The 22,969-nt window shown below is 67.3% G+C and carries 18 protein-coding genes; 5 read left to right on the top strand and 13 right to left on the bottom strand.

Going from position 1 to position 22,969, the window contains the following annotated elements; all coding sequences use genetic code 11:
- Window positions 1-47 precede the first annotated feature (47 nt).
- The 3 genes from ACMGDH_RS00650 to ACMGDH_RS00640 are packed head-to-tail and all read right to left on the bottom strand — an operon-like array spanning window position 48 to window position 2,515.
- Window positions 48-1,463, bottom strand: coding sequence for a sensor histidine kinase (locus ACMGDH_RS00650; protein ID WP_436825990.1), 1,416 nt, complete (start codon window positions 1,461-1,463; stop codon window positions 48-50).
- A gap of 4 nt (window positions 1,464-1,467) precedes the next feature.
- Window positions 1,468-2,139, bottom strand: coding sequence for a response regulator transcription factor (locus ACMGDH_RS00645; protein WP_436825989.1), 672 nt, complete (start codon window positions 2,137-2,139; stop codon window positions 1,468-1,470).
- Window positions 2,140-2,173: 34 nt separating this feature from the next.
- Window positions 2,174-2,515, bottom strand: coding sequence for a hypothetical protein (locus tag ACMGDH_RS00640; RefSeq protein ID WP_436825988.1), 342 nt, complete (start codon window positions 2,513-2,515; stop codon window positions 2,174-2,176).
- Window positions 2,516-2,634: 119 nt separating this feature from the next.
- On the opposite strand from ACMGDH_RS00640, the gene ACMGDH_RS00635 reads away from it, so the two are divergent.
- Complete coding sequence (locus ACMGDH_RS00635; RefSeq protein ID WP_436825987.1) at window positions 2,635-4,416, top strand: ABC-F family ATP-binding cassette domain-containing protein; 1,782 nt, start codon at window positions 2,635-2,637, stop codon at window positions 4,414-4,416.
- A 36-nt stretch (window positions 4,417-4,452) separates the two neighbouring features.
- Here the strand turns inward: ACMGDH_RS00635 and ACMGDH_RS00630 are convergent, their stop codons facing one another.
- Genes ACMGDH_RS00630 through prsK form a run of 3 tightly spaced genes read right to left on the bottom strand, consistent with a single transcriptional unit; the run spans window position 4,453 to window position 8,715 of the window.
- Complete coding sequence (locus tag ACMGDH_RS00630) at window positions 4,453-5,265, bottom strand: ATP-binding protein (RefSeq protein WP_436825986.1); 813 nt, start codon at window positions 5,263-5,265, stop codon at window positions 4,453-4,455.
- A 34-nt stretch (window positions 5,266-5,299) separates the two neighbouring features.
- Window positions 5,300-6,652: a PEP-CTERM-box response regulator transcription factor gene (gene prsR / locus ACMGDH_RS00625; RefSeq protein ID WP_436827194.1), complete on the bottom strand. Its 1,353-nt coding sequence runs from the start codon at window positions 6,650-6,652 to the stop codon at window positions 5,300-5,302.
- A 5-nt stretch (window positions 6,653-6,657) separates the two neighbouring features.
- Complete coding sequence (prsK, locus tag ACMGDH_RS00620) at window positions 6,658-8,715, bottom strand: XrtA/PEP-CTERM system histidine kinase PrsK (RefSeq protein WP_436825985.1); 2,058 nt, start codon at window positions 8,713-8,715, stop codon at window positions 6,658-6,660.
- Between the two features lie 247 nt (window positions 8,716-8,962).
- Between prsK and ACMGDH_RS00615 the strand changes: the two genes are divergently transcribed.
- Window positions 8,963-10,018: a mannose-1-phosphate guanylyltransferase/mannose-6-phosphate isomerase gene (locus ACMGDH_RS00615; protein ID WP_436825984.1), complete on the top strand. Its 1,056-nt coding sequence runs from the start codon at window positions 8,963-8,965 to the stop codon at window positions 10,016-10,018.
- A gap of 46 nt (window positions 10,019-10,064) precedes the next feature.
- Here the strand turns inward: ACMGDH_RS00615 and pepF are convergent, their stop codons facing one another.
- From pepF to groES, 4 genes are all read right to left on the bottom strand, one after another.
- A complete protein-coding gene (gene pepF, locus ACMGDH_RS00610; protein WP_436825983.1) occupies window positions 10,065-11,927 on the bottom strand; it encodes an oligoendopeptidase F in 1,863 nt (620 codons plus the stop codon).
- 408 nt (window positions 11,928-12,335) lie between these two features.
- The gene (locus ACMGDH_RS00605; protein ID WP_436827193.1) at window positions 12,336-13,811 is read right to left on the bottom strand and encodes a glycosyltransferase family protein; all 1,476 of its coding nucleotides are present in this window, start codon (window positions 13,809-13,811) and stop codon (window positions 12,336-12,338) included.
- A 219-nt stretch (window positions 13,812-14,030) separates the two neighbouring features.
- The gene (gene groL / locus ACMGDH_RS00600) at window positions 14,031-15,677 is read right to left on the bottom strand and encodes a chaperonin GroEL (protein WP_436825982.1); all 1,647 of its coding nucleotides are present in this window, start codon (window positions 15,675-15,677) and stop codon (window positions 14,031-14,033) included.
- A gap of 119 nt (window positions 15,678-15,796) precedes the next feature.
- On the bottom strand, window positions 15,797-16,084 hold the full coding sequence (groES, locus tag ACMGDH_RS00595; protein ID WP_294059390.1) for a co-chaperone GroES: 288 nt from the start codon (window positions 16,082-16,084) through the stop codon (window positions 15,797-15,799).
- A gap of 229 nt (window positions 16,085-16,313) precedes the next feature.
- Between groES and sppA the strand changes: the two genes are divergently transcribed.
- Window positions 16,314-18,206 (top strand): signal peptide peptidase SppA, encoded by a 1,893-nt coding sequence (gene sppA / locus ACMGDH_RS00590; protein WP_436825981.1) that lies wholly within the window; start codon window positions 16,314-16,316, stop codon window positions 18,204-18,206.
- Complete coding sequence (locus ACMGDH_RS00585) at window positions 18,203-18,763, top strand: GNAT family N-acetyltransferase (RefSeq protein ID WP_436825980.1); 561 nt, start codon at window positions 18,203-18,205, stop codon at window positions 18,761-18,763. Before sppA ends, ACMGDH_RS00585 begins: the two co-directional genes overlap by 4 nt.
- 28 nt (window positions 18,764-18,791) lie before the next feature.
- On the opposite strand, the gene ACMGDH_RS00580 is transcribed toward ACMGDH_RS00585, so the two are convergent.
- Window positions 18,792-19,424, bottom strand: coding sequence for a trimeric intracellular cation channel family protein (locus tag ACMGDH_RS00580; protein WP_436825979.1), 633 nt, complete (start codon window positions 19,422-19,424; stop codon window positions 18,792-18,794).
- A gap of 78 nt (window positions 19,425-19,502) precedes the next feature.
- On the opposite strand from ACMGDH_RS00580, the gene ACMGDH_RS00575 reads away from it, so the two are divergent.
- On the top strand, window positions 19,503-20,171 hold the full coding sequence (locus ACMGDH_RS00575; RefSeq protein ID WP_436825978.1) for a YoaK family protein: 669 nt from the start codon (window positions 19,503-19,505) through the stop codon (window positions 20,169-20,171).
- Window positions 20,172-20,222: 51 nt separating this feature from the next.
- Here ACMGDH_RS00575 and lpdA read toward each other — a convergent pair whose 3' ends face one another.
- Together lpdA and odhB are read right to left on the bottom strand one after the other, a co-directional pair.
- Window positions 20,223-21,617: a dihydrolipoyl dehydrogenase gene (lpdA, locus tag ACMGDH_RS00570; protein ID WP_436825977.1), complete on the bottom strand. Its 1,395-nt coding sequence runs from the start codon at window positions 21,615-21,617 to the stop codon at window positions 20,223-20,225.
- Window positions 21,618-21,724: 107 nt separating this feature from the next.
- Window positions 21,725-22,969, bottom strand: a complete 1,245-nt coding sequence (gene odhB, locus ACMGDH_RS00565) for a 2-oxoglutarate dehydrogenase complex dihydrolipoyllysine-residue succinyltransferase (RefSeq protein ID WP_436825976.1) — start codon at window positions 22,967-22,969, stop codon at window positions 21,725-21,727.

Genomic DNA, 22,969 nt, shown 5'->3' with positions numbered 1-22,969 from the left:
TGACGCGGCGAGCTTGACAGCACCGTTTCAGCTTCGCAACGGCTGAATCAGCCCGCGGCAGGCAACCGCAGCCGGACGAGCAACCCGCCGAGGTCCTCGCTTTCCTCGAGGCTGACCGTGCCGCCGTAGATCTCGGCTACGTCGCGCACGATCGCCAGGCCCAGCCCGGTGCCGGGCTTGCCGGTGTCGAGCCGCACGCCGCGATCGAAGATGCGGATGCGCTCGGACTCGGGGATGCCGCGGCCGTCGTCCTCCACCAGTATCTCGACGAACCCCGCCTCGGCGCGCGCGGTCACGAACACGCTCCCCCCGCCATATTTGGCGGCGTTCTCGACGAGATTGCCGAGGATCTCGTCCAGATCCTGCCGCTCGATGTGCGCGACCAGGTTCTTCGGCCCGTCGACGTCGATCCGCACCGCCGGATAGAGCCGCGCCACCGCGCGCTCGACGGCCTCGATCGAGGGCCAGATTTCGGCGCGGCTGTGTGCGCTGCCGCGGCGGCCGACCGCGCGAGCGCGGGCGAGGTGATGGTCGATCTGGCGGCGCATCGTCCGCGCTTCGCGGATCACGGTGGCAGGCAGGTCGGCCTGGCCCGCGGCGGCGGCGTTCATGATCACGCTGAGCGGAGTCTTGAGCGCATGGGCGAGGTTGCCGGCATGGCGGCGTGCCTCTTCGGCCTGACGGTCGTTGTGCTCGACCAGCGCGTTGAGCTCCTCGACCATCGGCGCGACTTCGGAGGGCATCGCGTCCTCGATCCGTGTCGACTGGCCCGCGCGCAGCCGCGCGATCTCCGATCGGACGCGGCGGAGCGGCATCAGCCCGAACCAGGTCTGCAGCGCCACCATCACGACCAGCCCGAGCCCGAGCAGCGCGAAGCTGCGGATCAGCGTGCGCCGGACCGCAGCGATCTCGGCATCGAGCGTGATCCGGCTCTGCGCGACCTGGAAGCGCCAGCGCACTGGCGATCCGGGGAGCTTCAGATCACGTTCGGCGATGCGCAGCGGCTCCTCGGGGAATTCGCGGCTGTCGTAGATGTGGAGGTCCATGTCGGCGTGGACCTGGTTGACGCGCAGCCGCCGGTCCCACAGCGAACGCGACGGGAAAGTCTCGAACCCCTGGCCGCTGATCTGCCAATAGGCGCCCGATGCGGGCTCGAGGAAGCGCTGGTCGGCGAGCTCCCGGTTGAGCATCACTTCGCCATTGGGGCCGAGCTCGGCCGAGACGATCATCGAATTGAGCAGATAATCGAGCTGATCGTCGAAATTGCGCGTCATCGCGTCGGTGAGCACGCGATCGAGCGCATAGCCGCCGCCCAGCAGCAGGATCATGATCCAGGCGGTGGCGATCAGGATCATGCGCCGGCTGACCGAGCCGGTCACGCGCACATAGGGGCGCGGACGCGGTTCGCCGGGAGCGGGCGGCGGAGCGGGGTCCTGAGTGCGTCGAGGGCCGAACGGCCACATGCGATCAGGCCGCCCCAGCGGGTTCCTCGAGGCTGTAGCCCAGGCCCCGGATGGTGGTGATCACGTCGGGCCCCAGCTTCTTGCGGATGCGGGTGACGAACACTTCGATCGTGTTCGAATCGCGATCGAAGTCCTGATCGTAGATGTGCTCGATCAGCTCGGTGCGGCTCACCACCTTGCCCTTGTGGTGGAGCAGATAGGAGAGGAGCTTGTATTCCTGCGCAGTGAGCTTCACCGGCTCGCCGGCCTTGGTGACCTTGCCCGAGCGGGTGTCGAGGCGGATGTCGCCTGCGATCAGCTCGGCCGAGGCATTGCCCGAAGCGCGGCGAATGAGCGCGCGCAGGCGGGCGATCAGCTCCTCGGTCTGGAAAGGCTTGGCGACATAATCGTCGGCGCCCGCATCGAGCCCGGCGACCTTGTCCGACCAGCTGTCGCGCGCAGTGAGCACCAGCACGGGGGTGGTCTTGCCTTCCTTGCGCCAGCGATCGAGCACGGTCAGTCCGTCGATCTCGGGAAGCCCGAGATCGAGGATGATCGCGTCATATTGCTCGGTCGAACCGAGGAAATGGCCTTCCTCGCCGTCCGTGGCGAGGTCGACGGCATAGCCGGCGCCTTCGAGCGCGCTCTTGAGCTGCTGGCCCAGGTTGGGCTCGTCCTCGACGATCAATAGTCGCATATTCGTCCCCGAATTTGGTGTGGGCCCCGCGCGCCTAGTTACCGGTCTTTCGAAGGATGCGGCCGGTGCGGCCGTCCACATCCAACCAGATCACCGATCCATTGCGCAGGAATTTGAGCGTGTAAATGTCCGACCCCGGATCGAAGTCGAAGCCGAGATACTGGGCACCGGGCATGCGCGGCACGACGCGCCGCTCGATTTCGCGAACCGGCAGGATCTGCCCGCGCTGGCGGCGCTGGCTGGCCGCGTCCTGCCCCGAATCCTGGTCGAGCACAGGGCGCGCTGCCGCAGGCTCGGCAAGCGTTGCCGCTGCCAGGCACGCGCACATTACGAGTTTCACCAGCATTCGCATCGGCATCGCATAGGGATGGGGCATTGAATAGCCCCTGAACATTCTTGTCAGCGGCGCGCAACTTGCAGGCAACAGTCGCGGCCCCTAGGTGGCGCAGATCGTTCGACGCGCGGCCCGGCCCGCCTCCCAGATCAAAAGGCATTATGGCAGCTCCCGTCCTCGCATATGAAAATCTCGGCGTGAACCAGGGCTCCGGCTGGCTGTTCCGCGGGCTCGATATCTATGTCGGCGAGCGCGACCGGCTGGCCCTGATCGGGCGCAACGGCGCGGGCAAGACCACCTTGCTCAAGCTCATCGCGGGCGCGATCGATGCTGACGAGGGGCGGCGCACGATCGTGCCCGGCACGCGCGTGGTGATGCTGGAGCAGGAGCCGCGGATGACCGGCTGCGCGACCCTGCTAGACTATGTCCTTTCGGGCGACGACGCGCCGGCGCAGTACGAGGCGGAGGCGATCGCCGACCAGCTCGGCATCGACCTGGCGCGCGACGCCAAGACCGCGAGCGGGGGCGAGCGCCGCCGCGCCGCGATCGCGCGCGCGCTGGCGCAAAATCCTGACGTGCTGCTGCTCGACGAGCCGACCAACCATCTCGATCTGGGCGCGATCGAATGGCTGGAGGAATGGCTCAATCGCTACAAGGGCGCGTTCATCGTCATCAGCCACGACCGCACCTTCCTCACCCGGCTGACGCGCCAGACCCTGTGGCTCGACCGCGGGACGATCCGCCGCGCCGAGATCGGCTTCGGCGGGTTCGAGGCGTGGACCGAGCAGGTCTATGCCGAGGAGGAGCGCAACGCCCAGCGGCTCGACGCCAAATTGAAGCTCGAGGAGCATTGGCTCCAGCGCGGCGTGACCGGGCGGCGGCGGCGCAACCAGGGGCGGCTCGAGAAGCTCAAGGAGATGCGCGCGACGCGGGCCGCGATGCTGGGCCCGCAGGGCGCGGCGAAGCTGGTGACCGCGGCCGACGACACCAACACCAAGGTGGTGATCGACGCCAAGCACGTCACCAAGCGGTTCGGAGACCGCACGATCATCAAGGATCTGACCTTCCGCGTCACCAAGGGCGACCGGATCGGCATCGTCGGCGCGAACGGCGCGGGCAAATCGACGCTGCTCAAGCTGCTCACCGGCGAGCTCGCGCCCGACGAGGGATCGGTGCGGCTCGCCAAGACGCTCGACGGAGTGATCATCGACCAGCAGCGCAGCCTGATGGCACCCGACAAGACGGTGCGCGACGTGCTCGCCGACGGCGGCGAATGGATCGAGGTGCTCGGCGCCAAGAAGCACATCCACGGCTATCTGAAGGAGTTCCTGTTCGATCCCAGCCTCGTCGATGCCAAGATCGGCTCGCTTTCGGGCGGCGAGCGCTCGCGGCTGCTGCTCGCGCGCGAGTTCGCGCGGCACAGCAACCTGCTGGTGCTCGACGAGCCGACCAACGACCTCGATCTAGAGACGCTCGACCTGCTGCAGGAAGTGATCGCCGACTATGAAGGCACGGTGCTGATCGTCAGCCACGATCGCGACTTCCTCGACCGCACGGTGACGGTGACGCTGGGGCTCGACGGTTCGGGCAGCGTGGACATCGTGGCGGGCGGCTATGCGGACTGGGAGGCCAGGCGCCGCCCGCGGGCGGAGGCGAGGAAGGCTGCTGTCGCCAAGCCTGCCGCGGCGCCGGAGGCCCCGAAGAAGCAGACCAAGCTCAGCTACAAGGACCAGCGTGACTATGATCTGCTCCCCAAGCGGATCGAGGAGATAGAGGCGCAGATCGCGAGGGACGAGGCGGCGCTCGCCGATCCTGAACTCTATGCGCGCGATCCGGGCAAGTTCGCGAAGCTGAGCGAGGGGATTGCGCAGCTGCGCGACGAGAAGGATGCGGCCGAGATGCGCTGGCTCGAGTTGGCCGAGCAGGTCGAGGCGCTGGGCTAGGGCGGCTGTATTCCGGATTGCCTTGCTGCGATGCGGCTAGAGCGTCACGCCCGAGCGTCCCGCCAGATCGACGACATATTGCCACGCGACGCGGCCCGAGCGGCTGCCGCGGCGGGTCGCCCAGTTGACGGCTTCGGCGGGGTCGAAGGTCAGGCCATGGGCTTCGGCATAGCCGCGGACGATGTCGACATAAGTATCCTGATCGATCGCGTGGAAGCCGAGGCTGAGCCCGAAGCGGTCGGCGAGCGCGAGATTGTCGTCGACCGAATCGCGCGGGTTGATCGCGCTCGACTGTTCGGCGATGTCGCGCGGCACCAGATGGCGGCGGTTCGAAGTGACGATCAGCCGGGCGTTGGCCGGGCGCGCCTCGGCGCCGCCTTCGAGCAGCGAGCGCAGCGCGCGCGCGTCTCCCGCGGCATCGAAGCCCAGATCGTCGAGGAAGATCGCGAAGGGACGCTCGGCCCGGGCGAGCAGCGCGAACAGCTCGGGGAGCGATTCGAGGTGCTGGGTGGCGGCTTCGACCAGCGCGAGCTTGCCGCCCTTGGCCTGAACCGCCGCGACTGCGCTCTTGACCAGCGCCGACTTGCCGGTGCCGCGCGCGCCCCAGAGCAGCGCGTCCTGCGCGGCATGGCCGTTCGCCAGCCGCTCGAAATTGGCGAGCAGCACGTCACGCTGCGCGTCCATTCCGCGGAGCATGTCGAGCGGAAGCGGAGCGAAGGCGCGCGCGGCGGCGAGGCTGTGCCCGCGCCACACATAGGCGGGATGGGCGAGCGGGTCGGCAGGCGGTGCCGGCGGGGGCGCCAGCCGCTCGAGCGCCTCGGCGATGCGGAGGAGAGGATCGGTGGTCATCGGCGCCGCTATAGAGGCAGGCGGCGCCGAGACGCTAGGGTTGCAGATCGTAGGATTTCATCAGGTCGTAGAGCGTCGGCCTGCTGATGCCGAGCAGCCGCGCGGTGCCCGAGATATTGCCCTCGGCACGGGCGAGCGCGTGACGGATGGCCTTGCGATCGGCGATCTCGCGCACTGCCTTGAGGTTGATCGGCGTCGAATCGGCGGCACCGTCGAGGTCGAGGTCGGCAGCGGTGACCGACTTGCCGTCGGCCATGATCACCGCGCGCTTCACGCGGTTCTCGAGCTCGCGGACGTTGCCGGGCCAGCCCCAGCCGTCGATCGCGGCGAGTGCGTCGGGGGCGAAGCTGCGCACCGCCGGGTTCATCGCGGCGGCATATTTCTTGAGGAAGTGCCGCGCGAGCAGCCCGGCGTCCCCCGGCCGTTCGGCGAGCGAGGGGATCCGCACCACGATCTCGGCGAGGCGATAATAGAGATCCTCGCGGAAGCGGCCGTCGGCCACCATCGCGTCGAGGTCCTGATGCGTGGCGCAGACTACCCGCGTGTCGACCGGAATCGGCTTCCGGCCGCCGATCCGCTCGATCACGCGCTCCTGAAGGAAGCGCAGCAGCTTGACCTGGAGCGGAAGCGGGATGTCGCCGACTTCGTCGAGGAAGAGCGTGCCGCCATGCGCGAGCTCGATCTTGCCCTCGGTAGTCTTGACCGCGCCGGTGAAGGCGCCCTTTTCATGGCCGAACAGCTCGCTTTCGAGCAATGTCTCGGGAATCGCGGCGCAGTTGATCGCAATGAAGGCGCCCTTGCGGCGCGGGCTCGCCTCGTGAAGGCCGCGCGCGAGCAGCTCCTTGCCGGTGCCGCTCGCGCCGAGCAGCATCACCGATACGTCGGCGCCGGCCACCCGCTCGATCGTGCGGGTGACCTTGAGCATCTCGGGCGCGCCGGTGATCATTCCGCCGAGCACCGCACCGGCCTCCGCGCGGTCGGCGAGGCGGCGGTTCTCGGCCTCCAGCGCATGGACGTGGAAGGCGCGCGCGACGATCAGCCCCAGCGCGTCGATGTCGATCGGCTTCTGGTAGAAGTCCCAGGCGCCGAGCGCGATCGCCCGGAGCATCGATTCGCGCGCGCCATGGCCCGAGGCGACGATCACCTTGGTGTCCGGGCGCAGCGTCAGGATCGTCTCGAGCGTGGCGAAGCCTTCGCTGGTGCCGTCGGGATCGGGCGGCAGGCCGAGATCGAGCGTCACCACCGCGGGCTCCTCGGCGCGTACCGCGGCAATCGCTTCCTCGCGGTTCGCGGCGGTGACTATCTCATAGCCGTCATAGGCCCAGCGCAGCTGGCGCTGAAGCCCGGCATCGTCCTCGACGATCAGCAGCTTGGGTTTGTCGTTCATATCGGTCATGCCGCTCTCCCCACGGCGAAATCGGCCGCATGCGCAGCCTTCAGGATAACCTGGAAGCGCGTGCCCTTGCCTTCGCGCGAATTGACTTCGATGCGCCCGCCCATCCCTTCGGCGAGCTGGCGCGCCTCGAAGGCGCCGATGCCGAACCCGTCGGGCTTGGACGAGACGAAGGGCTTGAACAGCCGGTCGCGGACGAAGGCGGGCGACATGCCGCAGCCGCGATCGACGATGTTGATCGTCACGCTGTCCGCTTCGACGCCCACTGCCAGCGTGACGGGTTCGTTGGGCGGGCTCGCCTCGATCGCGTTCTGAATCAGGTGATCGAGGAGCTGCTCGAGCGCGGTCGGATCGGCGAGCGCGACCGCGGTGGGCGCGCCGAGTGTGACGACCGGGTGCTGCACGCTGCGGCTGGCTGCCAGACGTTCGATCAGCGGCATCACTTCGATCGCGCGCGGGGCTTCGGCGCGGGAGCGGTGGTGCTGCGAAAGGCGCGCGAGCAGCGCGTTCATCCGCCCGGCCGAATCCTGGAGCGTCGCGATCATGTCGGCGCGGAATGCGGGATTGTCGGCATGGCGCTCGGCGTTGCGCGCGGTGAGCGTGAGCTGGCTCACCAGATTCTTGATGTCGTGGAGGATGAAGGCGAAGCGGCGGTTGAATTCGTCGAAACGCTGGGCTTCGGCGAGCGCCTCCTGCGCGCGCGCTTCGGCAAGGTACGAGGCGACCTGGCGGCCGGCGACCTTGAGCAGGTCGAAATCCTCCCAGTCGAGCGCGCGGTCGAGCGGCGGGCGCGCGAGCAGGATCGCGCCTGCGAGGGTATTCAGGTGCGGCATCGGCACCACTGCCCAAGCCTCGGGCAGATCGAGCATCCACTGCGGGACGGCGGACGCATCAGGGCTCGCGGCGCCATCGCGGCGGATCGCGTCGAGCTCGACGATCCGGCCGGTGGCTTCGAGATGGCCGGCGAGTTCCTGCGCGGGGACGGCTGGCAACGTGCTGCGGTCCCAGTTCCAGCTGGCGCCCGGCCCGAGGCCCGCGCCTTCGGGCACCAGCAGCACTGCGGCGGGCGACAGAGTCAGGTCCGCGATCGCCTTCAGGATGCGTTCGTCGAGCGGCCCGCCGCCTTCGGCCGCGCCGAGCGTGTCGGTGAACCGCATCCATTCGGCGCGATAGTCGTAGCGGTGGCGGAAGAAATGCTTGGCGAGCTTCACCTTCAGCCACGCGCGGAGCCAGCTGTTGGACACGAGCGTGAGGATCGCGACGGTCGAGCCGAATACGAACGCGGTCTGGAAGAGCCGCGTGTTGCTTCCGCCGATCGTGGCGATGGCGCTGGTGGCGAGCCCGAGCAGGGCAAAATAGGCGGCGATGGCGACCAGCGAGAGCGACTGGAAGGTCACCGTGCGCGAGACCTGCACCTTCCATTCGCCCTTGCGGTGCAGCCCCATGCCGATCGCGAGCGCGACTGCCATCATGGCCAGGCCGCGGATGACGGCTGACTCGGGCCGGTAATGCCCCTCGATATAGGCATCCGCCGAAAGCAGGAAGTCGGTCGCCCAGAACCCCGCGAGCGCGAATACCACCCAGCGGAGACCCCCGCCCACCGCGCGGGGAAAGCCAGAGTATAGTGCCTGCACCAGCACGAGCGTGGCCACCGCCAGCAGCATGTGGAGGAGCAGGGCGGTCTCCGCTGCGACTGCAGTGCCCGCCGATCGCGTGCCTCCGCTCAGATCGGCAACGAGCGAGGCAAGCGCGACCAGCACCACGACTCCGTAGACGGTGCCGAGCGCGAGCGGCGGGCGCGCGTTGCGATCGTTGCGCTGGAGCACGATCATGAAGCCGATCCAGGCGAGGTTGCGCAGGGCCTCTGCCAGCCGCGTGCCCGCGTCGGTCATGCCGAGCCCCGCGACCGCAAGCGCCCAGAATGCCGTGAGTGCGAGTGCTGCGGCGAGCGGGCGGCGCGGGACGCCGGGCTCTGCATTCCGGAGCGTCCGGAAGGCCAGCCCGCCGAACAGCAGCGCCGCGATCGCATGCGACCAGAGAAGGAGCGTCGAAACCATCAGCGCCCGCTTTCGAGCGGCCCGGAGCGCAGCGCGGCGTTCGGCACATCATGCTGGAGCGGGCGAGTCATGTCCCGACCGGATTAGCGGGAAAGTGTAAACAAATCCGACACAAGCGAAATCCGGGATGGCGTTGAAAACCCCCTGATCTTCGGAAACCGTTTCGCGTTCGCATAGTTGAACCCTATTGTGGGGCAGACACTTGCACCCAGTCTCGCCTCTTCCGATCAACAGGGAACCAGTTCGCATGCCGGATTCGAAGCCGATCATTCCTGTCATCCTGTCTGGCGGATCGGGGACGCGGCTCTGGCCGATGTCGCGGCCGGAAAAACCCAAGCAGCTGCTGTCGCTCACTGCAGAGCAGACGATGCTGCAGCTTACGGTGAAGCGGACGTCGGGTGAGGAGTTTGCGCCACCGATCGTCGTCGCCAATGCTTTCCACGCCGATCTGGTCGAAGAGCAGCTGGCGCTGGTGGGAGTGGTCCCGCAGGCGCTCGTGCTCGAACCGACGGGACGCAACACTGCGCCGGCGATCGCGCTGGCGGCGATTGCCGCGGGCGGCGGCTCCGACCCGATCCTGGTGATGCCGTCGGACCATGTCATCGCCGACGTCGACGCCTTTCACGCGGCGATCAAGGCCGCGCTGCCGCTGGTCGAGCAAGGCTGGCTGATCACCTTCGGGATTGCGCCCGAGACGCCTGAGACCGGCTATGGATGGATTCAGATCGGCGAAGCGCTGCAGCCCGGGGTGCATCGGGTCGAGCAGTTCGTGGAGAAGCCGCCGCGCGAGAAGGCCGAGGCGATGCTCTCGGCGGGCGATCATGTGTGGAACGGCGGCATCTTCCTCTTCCGGGCGGACATGTATCTGGGTGCGCTGAGCGTCCACGCGCCGGAGATGCTCGTTGCGGCGCGAAACGCGATGGACAAGGCGGTGCGCCAGGATAGGCGGATCTTCCCCGATGCCGATGCCTTCGCCGCCTCGCCGGCCGATTCGATCGACTATGCCGTGATGGAAAAAGCGCCGCGGGTTGCAGTCGTTCCTGTCTCGATGGGCTGGAGCGACGTGGGTAGCTGGGACGCGCTCCACGCGATCAGCGATCCCGATGCCGGCGGCAACGTCGTGCGCGGCCATGTGGTGACGATCGAGGCGAGCAATTGCCTCGTCCAGGCCGAGCCCGGGCGCCGGGTGGCGGTGGTGGGCGTCAGCGACCTGATCGTGGTTGCTGCAGGCGACGATGTGCTGGTGCTCCCGCGCGGACGCAGCCAGGAGGTCAAGAAGATCATGGAGGCGATGAACCGGTGACGTCGCGCGCGGCGCGAGGCCGCGCCCCATCACCGATAAGGAGGCCCTAAGCTAGCAGCACCTCGGCTTGGTCGAGCGTGTCCTTGAAGGTCGCGACCAGCGCCTGATAGGGAGCGGGACTGGCCATATCGAGGCCGGCGCGCTTCAGGATTTCGACCGGATAGTCCGATCCGCCGGCCTTCAGCACCGAGAGATAATTGTCGCGCTCCTTCGCGCCGCCCTTCTGGATCGCCTGGGCGAAGTAGGTCGCTGCCGCGATGCAGGTGGCGTACTGATAGACGTAGAAGCTGTTGTAGAAGTGCGGGATGAACGCCCATTCGTTCCCATATGCGGGATCGAGCCCCATCTTCGGACCATGATAGCGCCGCAGCAGGTCGAAATAGACGTCGGTGAACTTCTTGCCTGACAGGCCTTCGCCCGCTTCGGCCATGTCGTGCGCCTTGAGCTCGAATTCGGCGAACATGGTCTGGCGGAAGAAGGTGCCGCGGAAATTCTCCATCTGCTGGCCGAGGTAGAAGAGCTTCTCCTCTTTGGTCTTCGCCTGGCCGAGCATGCGCGCGACCAGCAGCTGCTCGTTGAGCGTCGAGGCGATCTCGGCGAGGAAGATCGAGTAATCGGCCTTCTCATAGGGCTGGGCCGAGTTGGCGAGCAGCGAATGGAGCGCATGGCCCCATTCGTGCGCATAGGTGCTCATCCCGTCGTATTTCTCGGAAAGGTTGAGCAGCAGATAGGGGTGCACGTCATAGGCGCCGGGCTGCATGTACGCGCCCGGGCGCTTGCCGGGGCGGGGCCAGGGATCCATCCATTTCGCCGCCGTCGCCTTGGCGATGCGCGCCTGATAGTCGGGACCCAGCGGCGTGACTGCTTCCAGCGTCAGGCGGCGCATCTCGTCGAGGCTGAAGTTGCGCTCGAGCAACACCAGCGGCGGATAGATGTCGTAATAATGGATGTCGGGAAGCCCGAGCATCCGGCGACGGAGTTCGAAATAGCGGTGGAGCTGGGGCAGGCCCTTGTTGGTCTCGGCGACCAGCGTGCGATAGACTGTCTCGGGCACGTTGGCACCGGACAGTGCCGCTGCCAGCGAAGTGGGATATTTGCGCGCCTTGGCGATGAAGATGTCGCTCTTGACCTGCGCGTTGTACGTGGCGCCGAACGAGTTCTGGAACTTGCCGTGCGCGCCCCAGAAGGCATCGAACACTGCCTTGCGATCGGCGCGGTTGGGCGCGTCGCGATTGAGCGTATAGCCCTGGCTGTCGAGCCGCACTTCCTTGCCGGTCGAAAGCTTGATCGTCGGCCACGGGATGTCCGACGAGCGGAGCTGGCCCGAGATGTCGTCGGGCGCCTGGAGCGGCGCGGAGGCGCTCGCCAGGATCGCCTCGCCTTCGGGGGAAAGCGTGTGCGCGGCCTGGCGGACGATGTTGGCGAGGTAGAAGTCGAAGCGCGAGCCGAGCGTGCGGTTGGCGGCGACGAAGCTGTCGATCTTCGGCTTCCCGATGGCAAGGATCTCGGGCGAGAACCACGCCGTCGCCTCGCCGAACGCGGTGTAGAGATCGATCGCCTGGGCCTGCCGCTCCTGCCACGTCGCGGCCCGGACGTCTTCGTCGGCCTTGAGGCTGGCATAGGTGTAGACCCGCGCGACGGTGCGGCCGAGATCGGACTGGAGGACCAGCGCTTCGGCGAGCACGTCGGCGCTCTCGCCGAGCCGGCCCTTGTATTTGGCGATGCCGCCGAGCGCCGCGAGCGCCTGCTTGCGCGCGGCATCCCAGGCGGAATCACTGGGATAGATTTCGGTGAGGTCCCAGAGTGCGCCGGTGCTGGCGGCAGCGCCTTGTGCCCAGGCGGGCGCGGCGGCCGCAAGGCTGGCGAGCGCGGCAGCGGCGAGCGCCTCGCGGCGGGACAATTCGGTCATTCTTCTGGCTTTCCCCGAAAGAGGCGCCGGTAGGCACAGCGCGCAGTTGAACCCGCAGTCTGTCGCGCCGCGGCGGGGAAGGAAAGCCTTTTGTGTGTTAGAGTGCCAATGCACTCCGGCGGTCAGGCGGTGGAGCGCTCGTCGCGATATTGCGCGCGGGAGATCACCACCCAATCGCGCTTCGCACGCCGCTTCATCGGCACCCCGCAGAAGCGGCACTTGCTCACGAAGCGATCCGATTCCGCACCCCGTTCGATGTGCTTTTCCGACCGCTCATGCTTACCCGAGAAACAACGCACACGACCGGCAATCCATTGAAACACTAGCGACCCTCCTATTTGGTCGATGCAGTTGAGAATTCATGCGACCAGGTCAACCCTGTCTTTGCTCTTCGCCACTTTTTCGGCTTCACCGGTCGTGCGCTTCCATCACCCGCTGCAACAATCTGGCGTCCGAAGCAGCGTCGCGCCGGCAACCGCCCGTGCGGATCGCAAGGCAGAGATGCTCGCGGCCTTCGCCTTGGCAATCGATACGCCGGAAGCCTTGCGGCGTCATGCGGTTTTCGGGCGCGATGATCGCATCATAGGCGTGCCGGGTCGCGGCGATCTCATTAGATTCAACGGCTGCATCTGCCGGGAAAATATAGTGAAGCGGAAGGCCGCCCAGATAGAGGTGCCCGCCGGTCGCCCAATAATTGTCGCCCATCAGAGCGACGCCGCACGCGCGATGCTCCGCTGCCTGCCGGGCGAGCCGGAACCCGCCTTCGAACCGGCGCCAGCCAGGATTGGATAGGTCCGAAAAGGCGAGGATACCCGAAGCCAGCGCCCACAAACCTACCGCGCCTGCCAGCATCAAGTTGCGGCCTGGCGCCCGGCCGCTCAGGTCGCGCCGTAGCCTGTCCACCAGATCGACCGAGCCGATCGCGGCGAGAAGGACAACGATCTCCACGGTCAGGAAGATGAAGCGATATTCCTTGTGCCCTATGGCAAGGTGCACGACCAGATTGACCAGAGCCGCGGCCGCCAGCGCCGGAAAGCGCCTTGCCGCCAGTGCTGCCAGCCACAGGATCGGTACGATCGCCACGCTCCAGTGCAGCCAGAGCATCTGTCCATAGGCTTCCGCGCCGAGGCGCCCGAACTCGGATGCCTTGTCGGCGATCACATTCTGGTGGAAGTTCTGATAGACCCAGGCGAACGGCCATTGCCCCATCGCAAGGTCCACGGCGCTGCTGATGAGCGCTGCGCCGAGTCCGCCAAGCGCAAGCCAAAGCCAATCGCGCCAGCGGAAGCCGAACGATATCAGCGCAAATGCCAAGATGGCGGGCGTATAGTGGAAGCGAATGATCGCGCTCAGCGCGAGCAAAGCGCCGCCGGCCACCAGACGGCGGCGTGATGCCCCGGGAGTGAGCACCGCAACGGCCGAAAGAAAGGCTGCGGCCGAGAGGATTTCGGTCAGGACATGGACCGAGAAATAGACGTTCTCGTACCAGATCGCGGCGACGAGCATCGCCATCAATCCATGCGCGGGCGAGATACGGCGGCCGACCCAATAAGCGGCCATTACCGCAGCGAAAGCGAAAATGGCGGCGGTGAGGCGTGCCAGAATCACATAGAGCAGCGAACCTGGTGCGATAGCGTCGCCCAGCCACATCGGCCCCGCGAGCAGCAACGGCACGAGCCAGCTCCGCATGCCAAGGCGGTATTCCCAGGGGACGAGCCCGGTTCCGGTCGTGAGCCGGTGTGCCTGCTCGAGATATTGCAGCGCCTCGTCGGGGTGATGAATTGCGTAAGGGGAGAGGGCGGCCACCCGCAGCACCACGGCGAGCAGCAGGATCAGCGCGATCAGCAGGTGATGGGCGCGCGCCGCGGTCATCAGTGGGGGCATATCGGGCAAGTGCTAAGCCATGGTAAATGCTGTGTTAGGTGCGCGCATGTCCAGAATAGCAGAAGGGCCGGGGATTGCTCCCCGGCCCTTCCTTTCTCTGTTCAGCGGGGCCGGCGCGAAGTGAATTCGCGCCGTCGGTCGGGTCGGCGGCTTGCCGCCGCCCGCCGTCCGGATCGGAACGAGTCCTGAATCAGCGAGGCTGGTTCAGGCCGTTCGCGATCAGAAGTCCATGCCGCCCATGCCGCCCATGCCGCCGGCGCCGCCCATCGGCATCGCAGGCTTGTCTTCCGGCAGCTCGCTCACCGCCGCTTCGGTGGTGATGAGCAGGCCGGCGACCGAGGCCGCGTCCTGGAGTGCAGTGCGGACGACCTTGGTCGGGTCGATCACGCCGGCCGCGACCAGGTTCTCATAGACCTCGGTCTGGGCGTTGAAGCCCAGATTGGGGTCGTTGCCGTCGAGCAGCTTGCCCGAGATCACCGCACCGTCGTGACCGGCGTTCTGCGCGATCTGGCGGACCGGCGCGTAGAGCGCCTTGCGGACGATATCGACACCGCGGGTCTGGTCGTCGTTGGCGCCCTTGAGGCCTTCGATCGCCTTGGTCGCATAGAGCAGCGCGGTGCCGCCGCCGGGGACGATGCCCTCTTCGACCGCAGCGCGGGTCGCGTGCAGCGCGTCGTCGACGCGGTCCTTGCGCTCCTTGACCTCGACTTCCGAAGCACCGCCGACCTTGATCACGGCAACGCCGCCGGCGAGCTTGGCGAGACGCTCCTGGAGCTTCTCACGGTCGTAGTCGCTGGTGGTGTTCTCGATCTGCTGACGGATCGCGTCGGTGCGGCCCTTGATCGCATCGGCTTCACCCGCACCGTCGACGATGGTGGTGTTGTCCTTGTCGATCGAGACGCGCTTGGCGGTGCCGAGCATGCCGAGCGTGACGCTCTCGAGCTTGATGCCGAGATCTTCCGAGATGACTTCGCCCTTGGTGAGGATCGCGATGTCCTCGAGCATCGCCTTGCGGCGATCGCCGAAGCCCGGCGCCTTGACGGCTGCGACCTTGAGGCCGCCGCGGAGCTTGTTGACGACGAGCGTGGCCAGAGCCTCGCCCTCGATGTCCTCGGCGATGATCAGCAGCGGACGGCCCGACTGGACGACGGCTTCCAGGATCGGGAGCATCGCCTGCAGGTTCGACAGCTTCTTCTCGTGGATCAGGATGTACGGATCGTTGAGCTCGACCGTCATCTTTTCCGGATTGGTGATGAAATAGGGCGACAGATAGCCGCGGTCGAACTGCATGCCCTCGACGACGTCGAGCTCGAACTCGAGACCCTTCGCCTCTTCGACGGTGATCACGCCTTCCTTGCCGACCTTGTCCATCGCCTCGGCGATCTTCTCGCCGACCACGGTGTCACCGTTGGCCGAAATGATGCCGACCTGGGCGATCTCGTTCGAACCGGCGACCGGCTTCGAGCGCGACTTGATGTCCTCGACGACCTTGGTAACTGCGAGATCGATGCCGCGCTTGAGATCCATCGGGTTCATGCCGGCCGCGACCGACTTCATGCCCTCGCGGACGATCGCCTGCGCCAGAACGGTGGCGGTGGTAGTGCCGTCACCAGCGAGGTCGTTCGTCTTCGACGCGACTTCGCGGATCATCTGGGCGCCCATGTTCTCGAACTTGTCCTTGAGTTCGATTTCCTTGGCGACGGTGACGCCGTCCTTGGTGATGCGCGGGGCACCGAACGACTTGTCGATCACGACGTTGCGGCCCTTCGGCCCCAGCGTGACCTTGACGGCATCGGCGAGGATGTCGACGCCGCGCAGGATGCGCTCGCGCGCGTCGCGGGAAAACTTAACGTCCTTGGCTGCCATTTGCTTGGCTCCTTTGATGGGATTTCCGTTCGGGCTGAGCTTGTCGAAGCCCAACCCTCCACCCGCGATACGCTCGCGGCAGCGCGCCCTTCGACAAGCTCAGGGCGAACGGGGAAAAGTTAGCCGACGATCCCGAGGATGTCGGATTCCTTCATGATGAGGAGGTCCTCACCATTGACCTTGACCTCGGTGCCCGACCATTTGCCGAACAGGATGCGGTCGCCGGCCTTGACGTCGAGCGGAGTCACCTTGCCATCTTCGGCCTTGGCGCCGCTGCCTACAGCGACGACTTCGCCTTCCTGCGGCTTTTCCTGGGCGGTATCGGGAATGATGATGCCGCCGGCGGTCTTTGCCTCGGCTTCGACGCGGCGGACGAGCACGCGGTCGTGCAACGGACGGAAGTTCATTGCGCCTGTTCCTCTTTAGGGTTGAACGTTTCTTAGCACTCAGTCCCCCCGAGTGCTAACGGGCTGGGATATGCGTAGCCGTCGGGGATTCGTCAACGGGTCCGGCTGCGATTTGTGCACCGTTTCGGCTGCATCGTTGCGGACCTGTATTGGTGAAATAAGACGGGGCGTTTACGCAGCCGTCCGCATTCGTTAGGCACGAGAGGCCGCATAGCGAAGGAGCGTGGCTGTGAAGCTGGTTCGGGGCGCCTGGAAGATTCTCGTCGGGATCAAGGACTTTCTCGTCCTGGTCTTCATGCTATTGTTCTTCGCGGGGCTGTTCGCCGCGCTTTCGTACAAGCCGAACGCGGCCGCCATCCGCGAGGGGGCGCTGGTGGTGGCGCTCGACGGGACGATCGTCGAGCAGCCCGAAGAGGCCGATCCCTTCGCCCAGTTCGGCGGCGGCGAGGTGATGAAGCAGCACCGCGTGCGCGACGTGGTGCGCGCTCTCGATTCGGCGCGGACCGACGGCCGGGTGAAGGCAGTGGTGCTCGATCTCGACCGGTTCCTGGGCGGCTATCCGGTGGCGGTGAGCGAAGTCGCCGCGGCGGTGGGCCGGGTACGCGCGAGCGGCAAGCCGGTGCTCGCCTATGCAACCGGCTATTCGGACGACGGCTATGCGATCGCGGCCAATGCCAGCGAAATCTGGGTCAACCCGCAGGGCGGCACGGTGTTCGCCGGTCCCGGCGGCACCCAGCTCTATTACAAGGGGCTGCTCGACAAGCTTGGGGTGACGACGCACGTCTACAAGGTCGGCAAGTTCAAGTCGGCGGTCGAGCCTTTCACGCGCAGCGACATGTCGCCCGAGGCGCGCGAGGCGAACGAGGCGCTCCAGGGTGCGCTGTTCGCCCAGTGGCGCGAGGCCGTGACCAAGGCGCGACCAAAGGCGCGGATCGCCGATTATCTCACCAAACCGGACGAAGTGATCGCTGCCTCGCGCGGTGACATCGCGGCCTCGAACCTGGCCTATGGGCTGGTCGACAAGACCGGCGGGCGGCTGGAATTCGGAAAGCGCGTCGCGGAGATTGCCGGCGCGCCTTCGGGCAAGCCCGCGGGCAACTTCAAGTCGATCAAGCTCGCCAACTGGATCGCCGCGCACCCGGCGCCGGGCACGGGCGACGCGATCGGCGTGATCACGGTCGCGGGCGAGATCGTCGACGGCAAGGCGGGCCCCGGCACCGCGGGCGGCGACACGGTGAGCAGCCTGCTGCTCAAGGGACTTGCCGAGAAGAACCTCAAGGCGCTGGTGGTGCGCGTCGATTCGCCGGGCGGATCGGCGATGGCATCCGAGCAGATCCGCCAGGCGATCCTGCAAGCCAAGGCGCAGGGGCTGCCGGTGGTGGTCTCGATGGGGAGCCTGGCCGCGAGCGGCGGATACTGGGTGTCGACTGCAGGCGACGCGATCTTCGCCGAGCCCAACACGATCACCGGATCGATCGGCATCTTCGGCGTGCTGCCAAGCTTCGAGAACAGCCTGGCCAAGATCGGCGTGACGACTGACGGCGTGCGTTCGACGCCGCTCTCGGGACAGCCCGATGTGCTGGGCGGGATCAACCCGGTGACCGACCGGATCCTGCAGTCGGCGATCGAGAACGGCTATAACCGCTTCATCGGCCTGGTGGCGCAATCGCGCAAGCTGACGCCGCAGCGCGTGGACGAGATCGGGCAGGGCCGCGTGTGGGTGGGCGGCCTCGCGCACCAGCTCAAGCTGGTCGACCGGTTCGGTGGGCTGCAGGCGGCGGTGGAGGAAGCGGCGCGGCGCGCCAAGCTCGATCCCGCCAAGGTCCGCCCAGTGTACCTCGAGAAGGAGCCCAGCGAATGGATCAAGTTCCTCGAGGGCTTCACCAAGGATGACGACAGCGAGGACGACTGGGCGGACCAGCCCGCGGGCGCGGATATCTGGGCCCGCATCGCTGCCGAGCGGCGCGCGCTGATGGCACAGGCGCTGGGCGACGCGCGCCGGCTGGCGACGGGCGGATCGTTGCAGGCGCGGTGCCTGGAATGCATGGGAATGGGGCCGGCGCTCGCGCGGCCGGAGGACAGGGCATTGCTGGAAATGGTGCTGGGGAGGATCGGACTTTGATCGCAATAAGGGCAGCCACGCCGGAGGACGCCGCGTCGATCGCCGCCATCTATGCGCCCCATGTGCTGACCGGCACCGCTTCGTTCGAGATCGAGCCGCCCGACACGCGCGCGATGCGCAGCCGGATGGCCGAGAGCGACGGGCTCTATCCCTGGCTGGTCGCGACCAACGGCGATCCCGACGGCGGGGTGATCGGCTATGCCTATGCCCGGCGGTTCCGCGAGCGGCCTGCCTATCGCTATGTGGTTGAGAGCGCGATCTACATGGCCGATGTTGCGCACGGCCAGGGCGCGGGACGGCTGCTCTACGACGCACTGATCGACACGCTGCGGGCGCAGGGCTTCGTCCATGCGATCGGCACGATCGCGCTGCCCAACGACGCATCGATCCGGCTGCACGAATCGGTGGGCTTCCGGCGGACGGGCGTGTTCCGCGAAGTCGGCTTCAAGCACGGCCAGTGGATGGACGTGGGCATCTGGCAATGCGAGCTCAACGAGCCGCGCGTGCCGCCAGTGGAGCCGAGGAAGTTCGCCGATGTGGGCGTGGTGCGGGACTAGGGGCGGCTTCGCGTGAGCCAATCTTGCGTCACTGCCGCCCCCGATACGCCGGCAGGCCGAGCTTCCACACGATCGCTGCGGCGCGCAGCCCGAAGCCCGAGGTGGCGGCGATGGCGCCGGCGGGGAAGGGAGCGAGGCCCGCGAGCGTGAGGCCGACGTAGAGCGACGAGGCGAGCGCGGCGGCGGTGACGTAGAGCTCGGGGCGCATCAGGATCGAAGGCTCGCCCGCGAGCACGTCGCGGATGATGCCGCCGACGCACGCCGTCATCACTCCCATCAGTGCCGCGGGCACCGGCGGGATGCCATAGCCCAGCGACTTGGCGGCACCGAACGCGGCATAGGCGGCGAGCCCGAAGGCATCGAGCCAGTCGAAGGTCCGGTCGTTCCACCAGCGCGCGGGCGTGATCCACACCAGCAGGGCGACGCCGAGGCACAGCGCGGCGAAACGCGAATCGTGGATCCAGAACACCGGGGCGCCGATCAGCAAGTCGCGCACCGTTCCGCCGCCGACCCCGGTGATCAGCGCGAAGAACACGGCCGTGACGAAGGTCTGCCGGTGGCGCGTGGCGGCGAGCGCACCGGTGGCGGCGAAGACGGCGATTCCGAACAAGTCGAGCCAGGGGAGGATGGGGCCAATCTGGGTGGCGACTTGAGCTTGCATCGCCGCTTTCTCTCCTTCCCGGCCGGCCGCGTCAAACTCGGGCTGGCGAGCGGCGCCCGGCTGCGGCATTAGGGGGCCATGCATCGCACCGAGTCACCGCTGATCGCGGTAGCCGTCTGTCTCGCCGCGCTTGCCGGTTTCGTAGACGCATTGGCCTTCACCAGCCTGGGCGGGTTCTTCGCCTCGTTCATGAGCGGCAATTCGACGCGGCTCGCCGTGGGGTTGGGCACCGGCGTCGCCGGAGACGCGGCCATGGCCGGCGCGCTGATCCTGAGCTTCTTGAGCGGCGTGATCCTGGCGAGCGTGATCGTTCGCGCGCGGGGAGAGGGGCACAAGCCGGTGGTGATGGGGGCGGTCACGGCGCTGCTGCTGCTCGCCGCCGGTCTCGCCAGCTTCGCGCCGGGGCCGCTCGTGCTGCTGCTGCTCGCGGCGGCGATGGGCACCGAGAACGGCGTGTTCAACCGCGAAGGCGAAGTGACGATCGGGCTGACCTACATGACCGGATCGCTGGTGCGGATCGGGCAGAAGCTCGCCGGCGCGCTGATGGGCGACCGTGACCGCTGGGGCTGGGTGCCCTATCTCGCGCTGTGGATCGGGTTCCTGGCCGGGGCAGTATCGGGCGCGGCGGCGCAGTTGCGCTGGGGCTGGGGCGCGCTGTGGCTCGCGGCGTTCGTGGCGGCGGTGCTGACTGCGGCGATTACGCGGCTGGGGCGGGTGAAAGTGCTGCCGGTGGGGGAAGCGGCGTGAGTTCCCCTCCCGATTGCGGGAGGGGAATGCAGGCTGAGAGGGTAGACGGCCTTAGACGTGGATCGGCTTGCCGAGGACGCCCATCGCGGCCTCCTTGATCGCCTCGCTGTGCGTCGGATGGGCGTGGCAGGTGTAGGCGATGTCCTCGCTGGTCGCGCCGAACTCCATCGCCTGCGCGGCCTGGGCGATCATCGTGCCGGCGACCGAAGTGACGATCCACACGCCGAGCACGCGATCGGTCTTGGCGTCGGCGATGACCTTCACGAAGCCGGTGGTGTCGTCGATCGCCTTGGCGCGGCTGTTACCGGCCATGGGGAACTTGCCGACCTTGACCTCGCCCTTCTCGCGCGCCGCCTCTTCGGTGAGACCGACGCCGGCGATCTCGGGATGGGTGTAGACCACGGAGGGGATCACGTCGTGGTTCACGATGCCGGCGAGGCCGGCGATGTTCTCGGCGACCGCGATGCCTTCGTCCTCGGCCTTGTGCGCGAGCATCGGGCCGGGGATGACGTCCCCGATCGCCCAGACGCCCTCGACGGCGGTGCGGAAGCTGTGGTCGGTCTCGATCTGGCCGCGCTGGTTGGTGGCGAGGCCGATCTTCTCGAGGCCCAGACCCTCGGTGTTGGGCCGGCGGCCGATCGAGACGAGCACGGCGTCAGCCTCGAGCGTTTCGGCAGCGCCGCCCGCGGCGGGCTCGATCGTCACGGTAGCCTTGCCGCCGTTCACCTGCACGCCGGTGACCTTGGTCGAGAGCTTGAGCTCCATGCCCTGCTTCTTGAAGATCTTGGCAGCTTCCTTGCGGACCTCGCCGTCCATGCCGGGGAGGAGCTGGTCGAGATATTCGACCACGGTGACCTTGGCGCCGAGGCGCTTCCACACCGAGCCGAGCTCGAGCCCGATCACGCCGCCGCCGATCACGACGAGGTGCTCAGGCACCTTCTCCAGCGCAATGGCGCCGGTCGAATCGACCACGACCTTCTGGTCGATCTCGATGCCCGGGAGCGGGGTGACCGACGAGCCGGTGGCGATGACGATGTTCTTCGCGGTGACGGTGCGGTCGCCGACCTTGACGGTGTGCGCGTCCTGGAAAGTGGCGAGGCCCTTCACCCACTCGATCTTGTTCTTCTTGAACAGGAACTCGATGCCGCCGGTCAGGCCCTTCACGGCCTTTTCCTTCTCGCCCATCATCGCGGGCAGGTCGAGGTCGACCGAGCCGAGCTTGACGCCGAACTTGGCGAGCACGCCCGATGCGGCTTCGTCGAACAGCTCGGAGGCGTGGAGCAGCGCCTTTGAGGGAATGCAGCCGACGTTGAGGCAGGTGCCGCCCAGCGTCTCGCGGCTCTCGGCGCAGGCGGTCTTGAGGCCCAGCTGCGCGGCGCGGATCGCCGCGACATAGCCGCCGGGGCCGGCACCGATCACGAGGACGTCGAAATCATACTCTGCCATCTTGCACTCCGTTCGCCCTGTGCTTGTCGCGGGGCGCTTTCCTCCGTCCGGGATTGCGGGCTTCGACAAGCTCAGCCCGAACGGATGTGGGGTTCCGTTCCGGTACCTTACAGGTCGATCAGCAGGCGGGTCGGGTCCTCGATCGCGTTCTTGAGCGCGACGAGGAACGTCACAGCCTCGCGGCCGTCGATCAGGCGGTGGTCGTAGCTGAGCGCCAGATACATCATCGGGCGGATGACAACCTGGCCGTCGCGGACCACGGGGCGGTCCTCGATGCGGTGGAGGCCCAGCACTGCCGACTGCGGCGGGTTGATGATCGGCGTCGACATCAGCGAGCCGAACACGCCGCCGTTGGAGATGGTGAAGGTGCCGCCCTTCATCTCCTCCATCTTGAGCGTGCCTTCCTTGGCGCGCTTGCCGAAGTCGCCGATCGTGCGCTCGATCGTGGCGACCGACATGTCCTGCGCGTCGCGGATCACCGGAACGACCAGGCCCTGCGGCGCGGAGACCGCCACCGAGATGTCGGCATAATCGTGATAGACGATCTCGTCGCCTTCGATCGAAGCGTTGACCGACGGGATGTCGCGCAGCGCCTGCACCGCGGCCTTCACGAAGAAGCCCATGAAGCCCAAGCGGACGCCGTGCTTCTTCTCGAACAGATCCTTGTACTTGGTCCGCGCGGCAATGACTTCGGTCATGTCGACGTCGTTGAACGTCGTGAGCATCGCGGCGGTGTTCTGAGCTTCCTTTAGGCGTTTCGCGACCGTCTGGCGCAGGCGCGTCATGCGGACGCGCTCTTCCTTGCGGCCCCCCGAGGTCGCCGGCGCGGCGGCCGGAGCGGGCGCGGGAGCAACCGCAGGTGCGGCGGCCGGCTTGCTGCTCGCGGCGGCGATCACGTCGTCCTTGGTCAGGCGGCCGTCCTTGCCGGTGCCCTGGACGGTCGAGGGATCGACGCCGGTTTCGAGCACGGCGCGGCGCACCGACGGCGAGAGCGCCGCGGCATCCACGTCACCGCTGCGCTCGCGGACCTGCTCGCCGGGGCCGGTCTGCGCGCCGGTGGCGACGGGCGCCGGGGCGGCAGGGGCCGATGCCGGAGCAGGAGCCGCGGCGGCTGCGCCGCCCTCACCGATCGTCGCGATCACTGCGCCGACCTCGACGGTGTCGCCCACCTTGGCGAGCTGCTCGCCCATCACGCCGGCGACAGGGCTGGGGACTTCGACCGAGACCTTGTCGGTCTCGAGGCTGGCAATGGGCTCGTCGAGCGCGACAGCGTCGCCCGGCTTCTTGAGCCACTCGCCAACGGTCGCTTCGGTGATCGATTCGCCCAGCACGGGCACCTTCACGTCGGTCAT

Source organism: Sphingomonas radicis (assembly GCF_051400635.1).
In the GTDB taxonomy this organism is placed as follows: Bacteria; Pseudomonadota; Alphaproteobacteria; order Sphingomonadales; family Sphingomonadaceae; genus Sphingomonas.
This window is presented reverse-complemented; position numbering and strand designations above follow the sequence as displayed.